The following is a 14,788-nucleotide window of genomic DNA, read 5'->3' on the forward strand; positions in this document are numbered from 1 at the left end:
CCGCGCCGTCACGCTCTCGTAGGTCAGACGGTGCCGGTGATGATCGGCCGCAGATCCTCCTGCGGCGGCGTCCAGGTGGCGGCGTCCGCGTCGACCTGCTCGCCGGAGCGGATGTCCTTCACCGAGTCCTGCTCGCCCGGGAACCAGACGAACGGGATGCCGCGGCGCTCCGCGTACCGGATCTGCTTGCCGAACTTCGCCGCGTTCGGCGCCACCTCGGTCGGCACGCCGTTGCGGCGCAGCGCGGCGGCCGCGGCGACGCTGCGCGGGCGCTCCTCCTCGCTGGTCACCGCGACCAGCACCGCGGTCGGCACGGAGCGGGACGCGGTGAGCGCGTCCCGGCCGAACAGGATCGCGAGCAGCCGGGTCACGCCGATCGAGATGCCGACGCCCGGGAAGACGTCCTTACCGGACGTGGCCAGGTTGTCGTACCGCCCGCCGGAGCTGATCGAACCGAACCGCTCGTAGCCTTCGAGCAGCGTCTCGTAGACCGTGCCGGTGTAGTAGTCCAGGCCGCGCGCGATCCGCAGGTCCGCGACGACCAGGCCGGGCTTCTCCGCGACCGCGGTGTCCATGACCCGGGCCAGTTCCTCGACGCCCTCGTCGAGCAGCGGGTCGGTGACGCCGAGCTGCTTGATCCGGTCGGCGAAGCCGCTGTCCGGCGCCTGGATCTCGGCGAGCGCCAGGATCCTCCCGGTCTGCTGTGGCGACAGGCCCTGCTTCTCCAGGATCGCCGCGACCTGATCCGGGCCGATCTTGTCGAGCTTGTCGACCTGGCGGAGCACCTCCTCGGTGCTCTCGATGCCGAGCCCGCGGTAGAAGCCCTCCAGCACCTTGCGGTTGTTGACCTGGATCTTCACCTTCGGGATCGGCAGCCCGCCCAGCGCGTCACCGATCACCAGTGGGATCTCGGCCTCGTAGTGCGCGGGCAGCGTGTCCCGGTCCACGATGTCGATGTCGGCCTGGTAGAACTCGCGGTAGCGGCCCTCCTGCGGCCGCTCGCCCCGCCACACCTTCTGGATCTGGTAGCGGCGGAACGGGAACTGAAGCTTGCCCGCGTTCTCCAGGACGAACCGCGCGAACGGCACGGTCAGGTCGAAGTGCAGGCCGAGCTGATCATCACTCGTGTCGTTCTCGTCGGCCTGAAGGCGGCGCAGGACGTAGACCTCCTTGGAGGTCTCCCCCTTGCGCAGCAGCTGATCGAGCGGCTCGACGGCACGGGTCTCCAGCGGCGCGAAGCCGTAGAGCTCGAACGTGCGCTGGACGCGGCCGAGGATCTCCTGCTCGATGAGGCGCTGCGGCGGCAGCCACTCCGGGAAACCGGACAGGGGCGTGATCTTGCTACTCAAGGCGATTCCCTAAGAAAAGGCTTACAGACCGCGGGCGGGCGCTTGCTGGCCGAACTCGCGGAGGTAAGGATTGGTGGCGCGCTCGCGCCCGATGGTCGTGGCGGGGCCATGGCCGGGCAGGACGATCGTCTCGTCGGCGAGCGGCAGGATCCGCTCCCGCAGGCTCGTCCGCATGGCGTCCATGCTGCCGCCCGGCAGGTCGGTGCGCCCGATCGACCCCGCGAAGAGCACGTCGCCGGAGAAACAGATCTCCTCGGCTGCGCTCCCCGGGAGCCGGAACAGCACCGACCCGCCGGTATGGCCCGGTGCGTGGTCGACCGCGATCTCCAGGCCGACCAGGTCCAGCACGGCGCCGTCGATCATCTCCACGACGTCGTCGGGCTCGGCGTACTCGAGACGACCACCGAACATCGCCCGGTAGTCCATGGAGAGCGCCTTCGACGGGTCCGTCAGCAGCTCACGGTCCGCGGAGTGCACGTAGGCCGGGATGCCGCGCGCGCCGGCGACCGGCGTCACCGAGAACGTGTGATCCAGGTGCCCGTGCGTGAGCAGCACGGCGGCGGGCTGGAGACGGTGCTTCGCCAGCAGCTCCTCGAGCTGGTCGACCACGCCGATGCCCGGGTCGACGACCACGCACTGCTCCCCGGGGCCGGTCGCCACCACGTAGCAGTTGGTCCCGAAGGCCTCGGCCGCAAAGCCGTCGACGAGCACGTACCCCTCCCAGGTCTGGGTTTCCGGGCCAGCTTATCGGCAACGGCAAACGACAACCGGCAGGGCGCGGGGCGCGTCGATGATCTTTGATGGCGTGTCGCGCCACCTGGGCGTCACTTTCCCAGCGGTTGGCCGTACACTACGCCCTCGTGTGGCGTGCCGCACTTACAGTGCGATCGCCCCCGCGGACCGTGACAGGAGATTAGGACTCGTGGCTCCCAGCAAGGAACGGCAGCGCAAGCTCGCGCGTGCGAAGCTCGACCGGCAGATGGCACGGCGGGCGGCCAAGGAGCGCCGCCGGCGCCGGGTCGGGGCGGCCACCGCCATCGGCATCGTGGCCGTGCTCGGCGCCGGCCTCGCGGTGTGGGCGCTGGGCGTCTTCGATCGTGACGAGGACACCACCGAGGCGAGCGGCGAGTCGTGCTCGTGGACCACGCAGGCCGGTGCGGACGCCACCCGCGACGTCGGCCAGCCGTCCACCGAGAACATCCCGTCCGAGGGCACCCGCCCGGCGACGCTCACGTTCAACTCGCTGGCGCCGGTCACCGCCACGCTGAACATCACGGACGCGCCGTGCTCCGTGGCCAGCTTCAGCTACCTGGCCGGCCGGCAGTACTTCGACAACACGAAGTGCACGGAGATCACCGAGGAGGGTGCGCTGCACTGCGGCGACATCACCGGTGACGGGCTCGGCGGCCCGACGTACACGTACTTCGACGAGAACATCCCGGTCGCCACGAACCCGTCCGCGCCGCCGTCCGGCAGCGTCACCCCGGCGTACCCGGCCGGCACGATCGCGCTGACCTCGCCGACCCCGGGCCAGAACGGCAGCCAGTTCCTGATCTTCTTCAAGGACTTCAACCCGGCCACGCCGAAGTACCCGATCATCGGCTCGGTCGCGACCGGCCTGGAGACGGTGCAGGAGATCGGCAAGACCGAGACCGTCGCGAACGACGCGGGTGAGAAGGTCGTGCCGAAGTCCGACGTGCTCATCACGTCGCTGACGGTCGGCGAGGTCGGCGCCACGGCCGCACCGGCCGCGCCCGCCGCCTCGGCCTCCACAGCTTCCTGACTTACCCTGCACTAATCCGCTGCCCCAGCACATACGTTATCCAGGAGGAACACCGTGTCGTCCATCAAGGAGCGGCAGCAGCGCGCCGCAGCACGGGCCAAGCTCGAGCGGGAGATGGCGGCCCGCAAGGAGGCCGCCGCCCGTAAGCGCAAGAACCTCTGGATCGCGGCCTCCGCAGGCGCGGCCGTCCTCGTCGTCGCGGCCGGCGTGCTGATCGCGATCAACCTGCTCGGCAACGACGACGACGAGTCCACCAACTCGCCCATCGCGGCCGGCACCACCACCTGCGCGTGGAACGCGGCTCCGGACCAGGGCCAGGGCACCACGGTCGACGTCGGCATGCCGCCGGCCAGCGCGTCGAACGTCGGCAAGTCGGTCATGATCGTCACCACGAACTTCGGCGCGGTCGAGGTGAACCTGGACAAGACCAAGTCGCCGTGCGCGATCGAGTCGTTCACGTACCTGTCCGGCAAGAAGTTCTTCGACGGCACCAAATGCCACCGGATGTTCCCGGGCATGCTGCAGTGCGGCGACCCGAGCGCGAAGGGCGAGGGCTACCGCGAGACCGACGGCACCGGCGGCCCGGCCTACCGCTACAGCAACGAGTACCTGCCGACCACGGACATCCCGCCGTACCCGGCCGGTGTGGTCGCGCTCGCCAACAGCGGCGCGGACGGCACCAACGGCAGCCAGTTCTTCTTCATCTACGAGGACACCGAACTGTCGCCGGACTACACGATCATCGGCAAGGTCACCGACGCCGGCCTCGCGGTCCTGAAGAAGGCCACCGAGAAGGGCCACGACGGCGCCTTCGACCCGAGCCCGGGCGGGGGCCACCCCAAGGAAGACATCAACATCCAGACCGTCACGGTCGCCGCGGCCTGACGATCACCGCGTCCCCGGCCCCTCGTCGCACCCGCGACGAGGGGCCGTCGCATTTCCGGCCACCCGCCATTTCCCGGCCGCCTCACCCGACTGCAATATGCGTGATTTTCGGGCGCAGAGCGCCCGAAAGCCCGGAACGCAGGTGCGGGCATGTCGGACGCACGCTGAACGCGGCAACCACACGCCGCACGCGACAACGCGGCAACGCCGCAACGCGGCAACGCCGCAACGCGGCAACGCCGCAACGCGGCAACGCCGCAACGCCGCAACGCCGCAACGCGGCAACGCCGCAACGCCGCAACGCCGCAACGCCGCAACGCCGCAACGCCGCAACGCCGCAACGCCGCAACGCCGCAACGCCGCAACGCCGCAACGCCGCAACGCCGCAACGCCGCAACGCGGTGGGAGAGATGTGGGTGTGGGGTTTGGGCTTGCGGCCTCGGATCGTGCAGGGAGGAGCGCTAGCGACGACCGGTGCCCGCGGGAGCATGCGGAACTCGCGCCGCCGGGAGCGGGCATATCGGCATTGATGCCTTGAAGCTCCCGGCGGGCGGAGGCGCGTCAGGCTCCGGAGGTGACGCGGTAGGCGTCGAAGACGCCGTCGACCTTGCGGACCGCGGCGAGCAGGTGGCCGAGGTGCTTGGGGTCGGCCATCTCGAAGCTGAAGCGGCTCACCGCCACCCGGTCGCGCGTGGTCGTCACGGTCGCGGACAGGATGTTGACGCGCTCGTCGGAGAGGACCCGCGTGACGTCGGCCAGCAGCTTGTGCCGGTCGAGCGCCTCGACCTGGATCGCGACCAGGAACGTGGACGCGCTGGTCGGCTTCCACGTGACGATGACGATCCGGTCCTCCTGGACCTTCAGGTCCTCCGCGTTCGCGCAGTCGTCGCGGTGCACGCTCACGCCGCCGGAACGCGTCACGAAGCCGAACACGGCGTCGCCCGGGACCGGTGTGCAGCACCGGGCCAGCTTGATCCAGACGTCGGAGACGCCGCGCACCTCCACGCCCGGGTCGTGGCCGGTGGTGCGGGCCCTCGGCGGGCGGGTCGCGACGGCGGTCTCGGCGATGTCCTCGACCGCGCCCTCCTCGCCGCCGTAACCGGCGACCAGGCGCTGGACCACGGACTGTGCGGAGACCTGGTTCTCCCCCACCGCGGCGTAGAGCGCGGAGACGTCGTTGAGGTGCAGGTCGCGGGCGATCGCGATGAGCGCCTCGGAGGTGAGCAGGCGCTGAAGCGGCAGGCCCTGCTTGCGCATGGCCTTGACCATGGCCTCCTTGCCGGCCTCGATCGCCTCCTCGCGCCGCTCCTTGTTGAAGTACTGCCGGATCTTGGTGCGGGCCCGCGGGGACTTGACGAAGCCGAGCCAGTCCTGCGACGGGCCGGCCGAGTCGGACTTGGACGTGAAGATCTCGATCACGTCGCCGTTGGACAGCGTCGACTCCAGCGGCACCAGCTTGCCGTTGACGCGCGCGCCGATGCACTTGTGGCCCACCTCGGTGTGCACCGCGTAGGCGAAGTCGACCGGCGTGGAACCGGTCGGCAGCGGGATGACGTCGCCCTTCGGCGTGAAGACGTAGACCTCCTGGCTGGAGAGGTCGAACCGGAGCGCGTCCAGGAACTCGCTCGGGTCGCTCGCCTCGCGCTGCCAGTCGAGCAGCTGCCGCAGCCAGGTCATCTCGTCGATGTGCGCGGGCGGGCCGACCACGGTCGCGCCCTTCTGCTCCTTGTATTTCCAGTGCGCGGCGATGCCGAACTCGGCGGTGCGGTGCATCGCGTACGTCCGGATCTGCATCTCGACCGGCTTGCCGGACGGGCCGATCACGGTCGTGTGCAGCGACTGGTACATGTTGAACTTCGGCATCGCGATGTAGTCCTTGAACCGGCCCGGGACGGGCTGCCAGTTCGCGTGGATCACGCCGAGTGCCGCGTAGCAGTCGCGCACGGTGTCGACCAGGATCCGCACGCCGACCAGGTCGTAGATGTCGTTGAAGTCCCGGCCCCGCACGATCATCTTCTGGTAGATCGAGTACAGGTGCTTGGGACGGCCGGTCGTCTCCGCCTTGATCTTGGCGGACTTGAGGTCGACCTGGACCTTCTGGGTGACCTGCCGGAGCAGCGTGTCGCGCTGCGGCTGGTGCTCGCCGATCAGGCGGTTGATCTCCTCGAACCGCTTCGGGAAGAGGAACCCGAACGACAGGTCCTCCAGCTCCCACTTGATCGTGTTCATGCCGAGCCGGTGCGCCAGCGGGGCCAGGATCTCCAGCGTCTCCTTGGCCTTCTGCTCCTGCTTGGCGCGGGGCAGGAAGGTCAGCGTGCGCATGTTGTGCAGCCGGTCGGCGAGCTTGATGACCAGGACGCGCGGATCCTTCGCCATCGCCACGACCATCTTGCGGATCGTCTCCGCCTTGGCCGCGTCGCCGAGCTTGACCTTGTCGAGCTTCGTCACGCCGTCGACCAGCAGCGTGACCTCGGGGCCGAAGTCCGTCCGCATCGCGTCGAGCGTGTAGTCGGTGTCCTCGATCGTGTCGTGCAGCAGTGCCGCGACCAGCGTGGTCGTGTCCATGCCCAGGTTGGCCAGGATGGTGGCGACCGCGAGCGGGTGCGTGATGTAGGGGTCGCCGGACTTGCGATATTGCCCGAGGTGCCACTTCGCGGCCATGTCGAACGCACGCTGCAGCAGCCGCACATCCGCCTTCGGGTGGCTGGCGCGGTGGATCGAGATCAGCGGCTCCAGCACCTCCGCGACCTGCGGGGTCTGCCACGGCGCGTTGAACCGGGCCAGCCGGGCGCGCACCCGGCGGCCGGACGCGACGCCGGTCAGGAACGTCGGGTCCTCCTGCTCGCCGGCGGCCGCGAACTGGTCCGCCACGCTGGGACCGCCGGGGAACGGCAGCACCACGCCCTCGCCGTCGTCCGTGGCGTGGGCCACCGGGGGTGCCGGCTGCTCGAGATCGTTTATCGGGGGTTCCGGCACGCGCTCGGCCTCGACGGCCGAGACGATGTCCGGAAGATCCACCTCGTTCGTCGCCACCGAGCCCTCGCCTGCTTTGCCCTCACCAGGAGAGGCGACGTGACTGGACATCGGCCCCCTCACCTCTCCGATCGGCCACATGTGTGGACGCCTGACCGTATCCGCCCGGTCCACGTCCGCGCCACCGGGGCGACACATCCGGGTCGTGTCCGGACGCCAATCCTACCCGTCCGGCCAGCGGAGACGCCGGGCGCTTGACCACCGTCAAACGGTCAGAAGCGCATCAACGGTACGTCCGGCGAGCCGGCGGCGGCCCTCCAGGAACGACAGCTCCAGCAGCACGGTGAACCCGGCGACCGTGCCGCCGGCCTTCTCCACCAGATCGAGCGTCGCCTTCGCGGTGCCGCCGGTGGCCAGCACGTCGTCGACCACCAGCACGCGCTGGCCGGCCACGAAAGCGTCGGCGTGCACCTCCAGCGTGGCCTCGCCGTACTCCAGCGCGTAGGACGCGGAGTGCACCTTGCGGGGCAGCTTGCCGGCCTTGCGGATCGGGACCACGCCGACGCCGGTCGCGTAGGCCAGCGCGGCCGCGATCACGAACCCGCGCGCCTCCACGCCCACCACCACGTCGAACGAGTCCGGCCCACGGTGGGCGGCGATCGCGTCGATCGTCTCCTTGAACACCATGCCGTCCGAGAACAGCGGCATCAGGTCCTTGAACAGGATGCCCGGCTTGGGGAAGTCGGGCACGTCCAGCGTGCGGCTCGCGACCAGCGCGGCCACGTCGGCACCGAGGTCACCTGAGAGTGAGGGGGTCGAGGTCACACGGTCATTCTTCGCGACCCCGCCCGCGCATTTCAACTCGGGGCCGCCCGGGGCGCCCCGCACAGAGATCGAGGCGTCATTCACGCCGTTGGAACGACGTGAATGACGCCTCGATCTCGGGCCTGGCACGCCGGACCGCGCGGGCGGTGCGGCGGTTGCCGGGTCAGGTGCGGCGCTTGGCTCCGGTGTTGCCGGGGCGGTTGCCGCGGTTGCCACCGGTGTTCGGGCGCTTGGTGTTCGGCCGGGCGCCGACGCGCGGCGTGGAGCCGGCCAGCGCGTGCTCCGAGTCGCCCACCGGGGCGTCGGTGCCGGCCTCGGCGGCCCGGTTCGCCAGCGACGCGCGGCGGGCCAGCACCCGCTGGTTGTGCACCTTGATCCGCGGCTCGAAGTCCTTCAGCGCGACCAGCACCGGCGTGGCGAAGAACAGCGAGGAGTAGATCGCCAGCGCCATGCCGACGAACAGCACCAGGCCGAGGTCCTCCAGCGTGCGCGCGCCGAACACGCCCGCGCCGATGAAGAGCAGGCCACCGACCGGCAGCAGCGCCACCAGCGAGGTGTTGATCGACCGCATCAGCGTCTGGTTGATCGCCAGGTTCGACGCCTCCGCGTACGTCTGGCCGCTGCCCGCGGTGATGCCCTTCGTGTTCTCCTGGACCTTGTCGAACACCACGACCACGTCGTAGAGCGCGTAGCCGAGGATGGTCAGGAAGCCGATCACGGTGGACGGCGAGACCTCGAAGCCGACGATCGAGTAGACGCCCGCGGTGAGCACCAGGTCCAGCAGCAGCGAGACGACGGCCGCGACCGCCATCCGCCACTCGAAGCGGAGGACCAGGTAGAGCGAGACCACCGCGATGAAGACCAGCAGCGCCAGGATCGCGCGCTCGGTCACGGACGCGCCCCAGGCGCCGGAGACCCGGCTGTCCGAGACCAGCGCCGGCTCGACGCCGAGCGTCTGCGCCACCGAGCCCTTGATCTCGATCGACTGGTCGGCCGTGACCTCACCGGTCTTGACCAGGATGAAGCCGTCCGTGGCGTCGCCGACCTGCTGGGTCGACTCGACCTTGACGTCCTCCGCGCCGGACTCCTCGATCGCCTTGGCCACGGCTTCCGAGGCGCGGTCGATCGTCAGGTTCGCGGCCGGCACCTGGAACTCGGTGCCGCCGGTGAACTCGATGCCGAGCGTGAAGCCGCGGAGCACGAAGCTGCCGAGCGCGATGAGCACGCCGACCGCGGCGATCGCGAACCACATGTTGCGCCGGCCGATGATGTTGAGGCCGGCGTCGCCCCGGTAGAGGCGACTGGCAAGACCTTCCTTGGCCATGTCAGGCCTCCTTCACGCGCGACGAGCGCGGCTTGACGGTGTCGGTGGCGACCGGCTTCTCTTTCAGCACCCGGCCCAGACCACTGACCCGCGGCGACAGGAACGCCCGGGTCCGGGCGAACATGGTCATCACCGGGTGACGGAAGAGGAACACGACGATCAGGTCGAGCAGCGTGGCCAGACCCAGCGCGAACGCGAAGCCCTTCACCTGGCCGACCGAGACGATGTAGAGCACGACCGCGGCCATCAGGGAGATCGCGTTGGCCGAGATGATGGTCCGGCGGGCGCGGGTCCAGGCCCGGCCGACCGCGCTGCGCGGGCTGCGGCCCTCGCGGATCTCGTCCTTCAGGCGTTCGAAGTAGATGATGAACGAGTCGGCCGCGACACCGAGCGACACGATGAAGCCCGCGATGCCGGCGAGCGTCAGCGTGAAGCCGATCTGCCGGCCGAGCACCACCAGCGCGCCGTAGGTGAGCAGCGCGGACAGGATCAGGCTCAGGAAGATCACGGTGCCGAGCAGGCGGTAGTAGAAGAACGCGTAGATCGCCACCAGCAGCATGCCGAGGCCGGCCGCGAGCAGACCCGCGCGCAGCTGCTCCGCGCCGAGCGTGGCGGACACGTTCTGCGCCTCGTCGGCCTCGAAGGTCAGCGGCAGCGCGCCGTAGCGCAGCTTCGACGCCAGCTCGTTGGCCGAGGCGGAGTTGAAGCTGCCGGTGATCTGCGAGTCGCCGGTGAGCACGGCCTGGATCTCCGGCGAGGAGATGACCTCGTTGTCCAGCACCACCGCGACGCGGCAGCGGCTGCCGTCGCCGAGCGCGGTCTGGTCGCAGGTGCCACCCTCGTTGTTGTACGCCTCGCGGGTCAGCGCGGTCCACTTCTCCTGGCCCTCGCCGGTGAAGTCGAGGCTGACCACCCAGTCGCCGGTCTGCTGGTCGAGCACGCCGCTGGCGCCCTCGACGTCGGTGCCGAGCACCTTCGCCACGTCCAGCAGGTACTTCGCGCCGGCCTCACAGGCGACCGCCTGCGATTTCTCGTCGACGATCGAACCGGCCGGGCGGGCGTCCAGCATCGCGCAGCTGATCTGCGGGACGTTGAACTGCATGGCCGGCTCCAGCGCGCGGACCTCGGTCTCCGGGTCCAGCGTGCTGAACGGCAGCAGCGTGGTCGCCAGCGTCGGGTCGGTCGTCAGGTCGGCCACGCCCTGCAGACCGGACGCGGCGGCCCAGGCGGCCTCGCCGACCTTCTTCTGCACCGCGGCGCGGATCGCGGCCACGTCCGTGCTGACCGGCGCCGGGGCGGCCGAACCGCTGGCGGCCGGCGTCGGCGTGGCGCTCGCGGCACCGGACGGCGTCGGGGTCGCGGGCACGGGCGCGCCGCCACCCTGGCCACCCGTGCCACCGCCGGCCGACGGGCTGGAGGTCACCGCGGCCCCGGGCGACTGGCTCGCCGCCGGGGAGCCGCCGGCACCGGGCGACGCGGACGCGCCGGGCGACGGTGTCGCGGTCGGGGTCTCGGTCGCCGCCGGGGCGACACCGGAGCCGTCCGCGGCCTTCAGAACCTTCCGGAACCGCAGCTGGGCGGCGTCGCCGACCTGCTTGAGGTCGTCCCGGTTCTCACCGGCCAGCGAGATGACGATGTTCCGGTTGCCCTCGATCACCACCTCGGCCTCCGAGACGCCGAGCGCGTTGACGCGGCTCTCGATGATCTGACGGGCCTCTTCGAGCTGCTCCGCCGGCGGGTCCGATCCGTCCATCGTGGTGGCGCTGTAGGTGACCCGGGTGCCGCCGATCAGGTCCAGACCCAGCTTGGGCTCCAGACGCTCGGCGAAGCTCGACTTGCCGGGAACGCCGACGAAGAAGACCATGAGGAAGAGGACGACGAAGATCAGGCCGAGCACGGCAAGTTGCCGCCCGGGGCGCATCTGTCCCTGAGGTGGTGCCACGGCTGTTGAGTTCCTTTACGGGCCTGGTGGCCGCCGGGTGGGGCGGCTGGGTTGGAGCGCCGACGCGAACCGGCGAGGAGCGTGATGGTGAACGAGACGCACCCGCTTCCGGGCACACCTCGCGCGATTATCCAACAACTTCAATGACCCTTTGTGAAGGGGTCACTCCTTGACAACGTCCTTGCTGTCCATAGAGGCACGCTTCGTCTCGGCCGGCGTCTCGTCGAGCACCGCGACCGGCTCCCCGGACGCCGCGGTCTCGTCGGCCACCGGCGCCTCCGCCTTGGTGACCACGCGCGCGATCGCCGGGCGCGCGAAGCGCAGCAGCACGTCGTCGTACGCCTCGATGGTCACGGTGTCGTCGTCGTAACCCGCCACGACGCCGTGCAGCCCGCCGATCGTGACGACCTCGTCGCCGATGCCGAGCTGGTTCTGCATGCGCTCGGCCTCGCGGCGGCGCTTCTGCTGCGGGCGGATCATCATGAAGTACATGACGGCCATCAGGCCGACCATCATGAGGATCATCGTGAAGCCGCCGCCGGAGCCGCCCGCCGCCTGCTGCGCGAAATTGTGGGTATGCACGCTGAGACCTTCCAGCTGAAGTCTGCTCGCCTGACAGCCGGCTGAGCGCAGGCGAGGAGGCAGATTAATGTCTATCGGATCGCGGCGAGTGTAGCCCCTGTGACTGAAAACTCCGAGGAGGGGCGTGCGGTCCGTTGATCCATGATTACTCCCCGCCCCGGGAGAAGAGGTCGGGCTGACCGGGCAGGATCGGGCCGGGCGGCGTCTTGCCGAGGTGCCGCCACGCGGCCTCGGTCGCGACCCGTCCGCGCGGCGTGCGGGCCAGCAATCCGGCCCGGACCAGGAACGGCTCGCACACCTCCTCGACCGTGTCCGGCTGTTCACCGACGGCCACGGCGAGCGTCGACAGGCCGACCGGCCCGCCGCGGAACGACGTCACCAGCGCGGCCACGACCGCCTTGTCCAGCCGGTCCAGGCCGAGGTCGTCCACGTCGTAGACCTTGAGCGCGGCCTTGGCCACGCCGTGCGTGATCACGCCGTCCGCGCGCACCTCCGCGAAGTCGCGCACCCGGCGCAGCAGCCGGTTCGCGATGCGGGGCGTGCCACGGGAGCGGCGGGCGATCTCGGCCGCGCCGTCGTCCGTGATCGGGATGCCGAAGATGCCGGCCGAACGGCGGATCAGCGACTCCAGATCCGCCGGGTCGTAGAAGTCCAGGTGCGCGACGAAGCCGAACCGGTCGCGCATCGGGCCGGTCAGCAGGCCGGACCGGGTGGTCGCGCCGACCAGCGTGAACGGCTCCACGTCCAGCGGGATCGCGGTCGCGCCCGGCCCTTTGCCGACCACCACGTCGACCCGGAAGTCCTCCATCGCGCTGTAGAGCAGTTCCTCGGCCGGCCGCGCGATGCGGTGGATCTCGTCGATGAACAGCACGTCGCCCTCGGACAGGCTGGTCAGGATCGCCGCCAGGTCGCCGGACCGCTCGATCACCGGGCCGCTGGTGGTGCGGATGCCCACGCCCAGCTCCGCCGCGACGATGTTGGCCAGCGTGGTCTTGCCGAGGCCGGGCGGGCCGGAGAGCAGGATGTGGTCCGGCGGCGCGCCGCGGCCGAGCGCGCCCTTCAGCAGCAGGTCGAGCTGGTCGCGCACGCGGTGCTGCGCGATGAACTCCTCCAGCCGCTTCGGACGGACGCTGACCTCCGCCTCCCGCTCGCTCGGGTTCGCGTAGGCGGAGACGACGACCTCGTCGGAACTCATGCCGGCGCCACCTTCCCGCGGCGGTCAGCCGATGACGCGCTCATCGCGTCTTACCCAGCAGCCGGATCGCCTGCTTGAGCAGCTGCGGGACCGGCGGCGTGGGGCCGTCGACGGTCTCCGCGACCATGGCGACCGCCTGGTCGGCCTGGCTCTGCGTCCAGCCGAGGCCGGTGAGCGCCTGCCCGACCTGGGTCTGCCAGGCGCCGGACGCCGGCCCGGTGACGCCGTCCGCGCCGATCGGCAGCGGCCCGATCCGGTCGCGGAGTTCGAGAACGAGGCGCTCCGCGCCCTTCTTGCCGATCCCGGGTACGCGGGTGAGCGTCGCCGTGTCGCCGCCGCCGATCGCCTTGCGCAGCACCTCCGGCGTGTGCACCGCGAGCGCGGCCTGGGCCAGCCGGGGCCCGACGCCGGACGCGGTCTGCAGCAGCTCGAACAGCGTCTTCTCGTCGTCGTCGGCGAAGCCGTAGAGCGTGAGTGAGTCCTCCCGGACCACCAGCGACGTGGCGAGCCGGGCCTCCTCGCCGAGGCGCAGGCCGGCGAGCGTGTTCGGGCTGCACTGGACGGCCATGCCGACGCCGCCGACCTCGATCACGGCGGTGTCCGGCGCGACCGCCAGGACCTTCCCGCGGACGCTGGCGATCATCTGGAGCCCTTCCGTTGCTGAATTCTGGCCTTCTGCACCGCTGCCTCGATCTTCGCGGCGGCCGCGGCCACGCGCGCCTTCGTCCCGCCGCGCCAGATGTGGCAGATGGCGAGTGCGAGCGCGTCCGCCGCGTCCGCGGGCTTGGGCGGCGCGTCCAGCCGGAGCAGGCGCTGCACCATGGTGATCATCTGCGCCTTGTCCGCGATGCCGGAGCCGGTGATCGCGGCCTTGACCTCACTCGGTGTGTAGGTCTCCACGGGAATCCCGCGGCGCGCACCGGAGAGCACGGCGACCGCGGAGGCCTGCGCGGTGCCCATCACGGTGCGGACGTTGTGCTGGGCGAAGACGCGCTCGACCGCGACGCTCTCCGGCGAATACTCCCCCACCAGCGCGTTCAGCTCGGTCTCCAGGCGCAGCAGCCGGTGCGGCAGCTCGTCCGTGCTGTCCGTGCGGACCACGTGGTACGCCACCAGGGTGCACGGCCGGCCGGGCACCCCCTCGACCACGCCGACGCCACATCTGGTCAGGCCCGGGTCGATGCCGAGCACCCGCACGCGCCACCCCTCCCCGAAGCTTGGCCGCACATCTGTTCGACACCTTAGCGCTGCCGTGTTCGGGGCCACGCGGCGACACACCTCAGGCCTTGATCGCCTTCATCACCATGTCGACGACCTGATCGGGCACGGCGTCGCCGTCCAGGTTCGGGCTCCAGTGCAGCATCCGCTGCATCAGGACCGGGCCGGTGACCATGAGCAGGGTGAGCTCGATGTCCAGGTCGGCGCGCAGCTCGCCGCGCTCGACGCCGCGGCGCAGCACCTCGCGCATGACCTGCCGGCGCGGCTCGACTATCTGCTGGTACCGCTCGTACTGCTCAGGGGAACGCATCGCCTCGGGCACCAGGCACGGCATGATCTGCGCGGCGCGCGGGTCCCGGTTGCGGGCGATCGACCGCGCCAGGGTGAGCAGATCCTCCCGCACACTGCCGGTGTCCGGGTCGGCCGGCGGGGCCTTGAGCCGCAGCAACGCGTCGCGGAGCAGCATCTCCTTGCCGGCCCAGCGGCGGTAGATGGTGGCCTTGCCGACGCCGGCCCGGGCCGCGATCGCCTCGATGGTGAGCGACTCGATGCTCATGCCCTCGGCGAGCAGATCCAGCGTGGCCTCGCTGATCGCCTCGTCCGCCCGGCTGCTTCGCGGACGGCCCGGAGATCGCGGCGCTTCCGGCACGGTGACAGTCATGGACCCATTCTCCTTGATCTTGATCCGGCCGGCCAGCGCCGCCGCATGCCG

The 14,788-nt window shown here is 70.5% G+C and carries 13 protein-coding genes; 2 read left to right on the forward strand and 11 right to left on the reverse strand.

The window, feature by feature from the left end:
• Positions 1–23: 23 nt before the first annotated feature.
• Positions 24–1,349: a histidine--tRNA ligase gene (gene hisS / locus J2S43_RS23775; protein ID WP_306832728.1), complete on the reverse strand. Its 1,326-nt coding sequence runs from the start codon at positions 1,347–1,349 to the stop codon at positions 24–26.
• A 21-nt stretch (positions 1,350–1,370) separates the two neighbouring features.
• Complete coding sequence (locus J2S43_RS23780) at positions 1,371–2,060, reverse strand: MBL fold metallo-hydrolase (RefSeq protein WP_306832731.1); 690 nt, start codon at positions 2,058–2,060, stop codon at positions 1,371–1,373.
• 211 nt (positions 2,061–2,271) lie between these two features.
• Here J2S43_RS23780 and J2S43_RS23785 point away from each other — a divergent pair, with 211 nt between their 5' ends.
• Positions 2,272–3,132 carry a peptidylprolyl isomerase gene (locus J2S43_RS23785; protein WP_306832733.1) on the forward strand — a complete coding sequence of 287 codons (861 nt, stop codon included), beginning with the start codon at positions 2,272–2,274 and terminating at the stop codon, positions 3,130–3,132.
• Between the two features lie 54 nt (positions 3,133–3,186).
• The gene (locus J2S43_RS23790) at positions 3,187–4,017 is read left to right on the forward strand and encodes a peptidylprolyl isomerase (protein WP_306832735.1); all 831 of its coding nucleotides are present in this window, start codon (positions 3,187–3,189) and stop codon (positions 4,015–4,017) included.
• Positions 4,018–4,578: 561 nt separating this feature from the next.
• Here J2S43_RS23790 and J2S43_RS23795 read toward each other — a convergent pair.
• From J2S43_RS23795 to J2S43_RS23835, 9 genes are all read right to left on the reverse strand, one after another.
• A complete protein-coding gene (locus tag J2S43_RS23795) occupies positions 4,579–7,101 on the reverse strand; it encodes a RelA/SpoT family protein (protein WP_306832737.1) in 2,523 nt (840 codons plus the stop codon).
• A 153-nt stretch (positions 7,102–7,254) separates the two neighbouring features.
• Positions 7,255–7,815, reverse strand: coding sequence for an adenine phosphoribosyltransferase (locus tag J2S43_RS23800; protein WP_306832739.1), 561 nt, complete (start codon positions 7,813–7,815; stop codon positions 7,255–7,257).
• A 163-nt stretch (positions 7,816–7,978) separates the two neighbouring features.
• The gene (gene secF, locus J2S43_RS23805; RefSeq protein WP_306832741.1) at positions 7,979–9,139 is read right to left on the reverse strand and encodes a protein translocase subunit SecF; all 1,161 of its coding nucleotides are present in this window, start codon (positions 9,137–9,139) and stop codon (positions 7,979–7,981) included.
• A 1-nt stretch (position 9,140) separates the two neighbouring features.
• Positions 9,141–11,081, reverse strand: coding sequence for a protein translocase subunit SecD (secD, locus tag J2S43_RS23810; protein ID WP_306832743.1), 1,941 nt, complete (start codon positions 11,079–11,081; stop codon positions 9,141–9,143).
• Between the two features lie 162 nt (positions 11,082–11,243).
• Positions 11,244–11,606, reverse strand: a complete 363-nt coding sequence (yajC, locus tag J2S43_RS23815; protein WP_306839413.1) for a preprotein translocase subunit YajC — start codon at positions 11,604–11,606, stop codon at positions 11,244–11,246.
• Positions 11,607–11,808: 202 nt separating this feature from the next.
• Positions 11,809–12,858: a Holliday junction branch migration DNA helicase RuvB gene (gene ruvB, locus J2S43_RS23820; RefSeq protein WP_306832744.1), complete on the reverse strand. Its 1,050-nt coding sequence runs from the start codon at positions 12,856–12,858 to the stop codon at positions 11,809–11,811.
• A 40-nt stretch (positions 12,859–12,898) separates the two neighbouring features.
• Positions 12,899–13,501, reverse strand: a complete 603-nt coding sequence (gene ruvA / locus J2S43_RS23825; RefSeq protein WP_306832746.1) for a Holliday junction branch migration protein RuvA — start codon at positions 13,499–13,501, stop codon at positions 12,899–12,901.
• The gene (ruvC, locus tag J2S43_RS23830) at positions 13,498–14,055 is read right to left on the reverse strand and encodes a crossover junction endodeoxyribonuclease RuvC (protein WP_306832748.1); all 558 of its coding nucleotides are present in this window, start codon (positions 14,053–14,055) and stop codon (positions 13,498–13,500) included. Before ruvC ends, ruvA begins: the two co-directional genes overlap by 4 nt.
• Before the next feature lie 82 nt (positions 14,056–14,137).
• Positions 14,138–14,737 (reverse strand): TetR/AcrR family transcriptional regulator, encoded by a 600-nt coding sequence (locus J2S43_RS23835; RefSeq protein ID WP_306832749.1) that lies wholly within the window; start codon positions 14,735–14,737, stop codon positions 14,138–14,140.
• Between the last annotated feature and the right edge of the window lie 51 nt (positions 14,738–14,788).

This window comes from Catenuloplanes nepalensis (genome assembly GCF_030811575.1).
Taxonomy (GTDB): Bacteria; Actinomycetota; Actinomycetes; order Mycobacteriales; family Micromonosporaceae; genus Catenuloplanes; species Catenuloplanes nepalensis.

Bases quoted from the DNA above. Each gene is read 5' to 3' on its own strand.
- J2S43_RS23795 (WP_306832737.1), bottom strand. From the start codon at position 7,101: ATGTCCAGTCACGTCGCCTCTCCTGGTGAGGGCAAAGCAGGCGAGGGC.
- secF (WP_306832741.1), bottom strand. From the start codon at position 9,139: ATGGCCAAGGAAGGTCTTGCCAGTCGCCTCTACCGGGGCGACGCCGGC.
- yajC (WP_306839413.1), bottom strand. From the start codon at position 11,606: ATGATCCTCATGATGGTCGGCCTGATGGCCGTCATGTACTTCATGATG.
- ruvB (WP_306832744.1), bottom strand. From the start codon at position 12,858: ATGAGTTCCGACGAGGTCGTCGTCTCCGCCTACGCGAACCCGAGCGAG.
- ruvA (WP_306832746.1), bottom strand. From the start codon at position 13,501: ATGATCGCCAGCGTCCGCGGGAAGGTCCTGGCGGTCGCGCCGGACACC.
- J2S43_RS23835 (WP_306832749.1), bottom strand. From the start codon at position 14,737: ATGACTGTCACCGTGCCGGAAGCGCCGCGATCTCCGGGCCGTCCGCGA.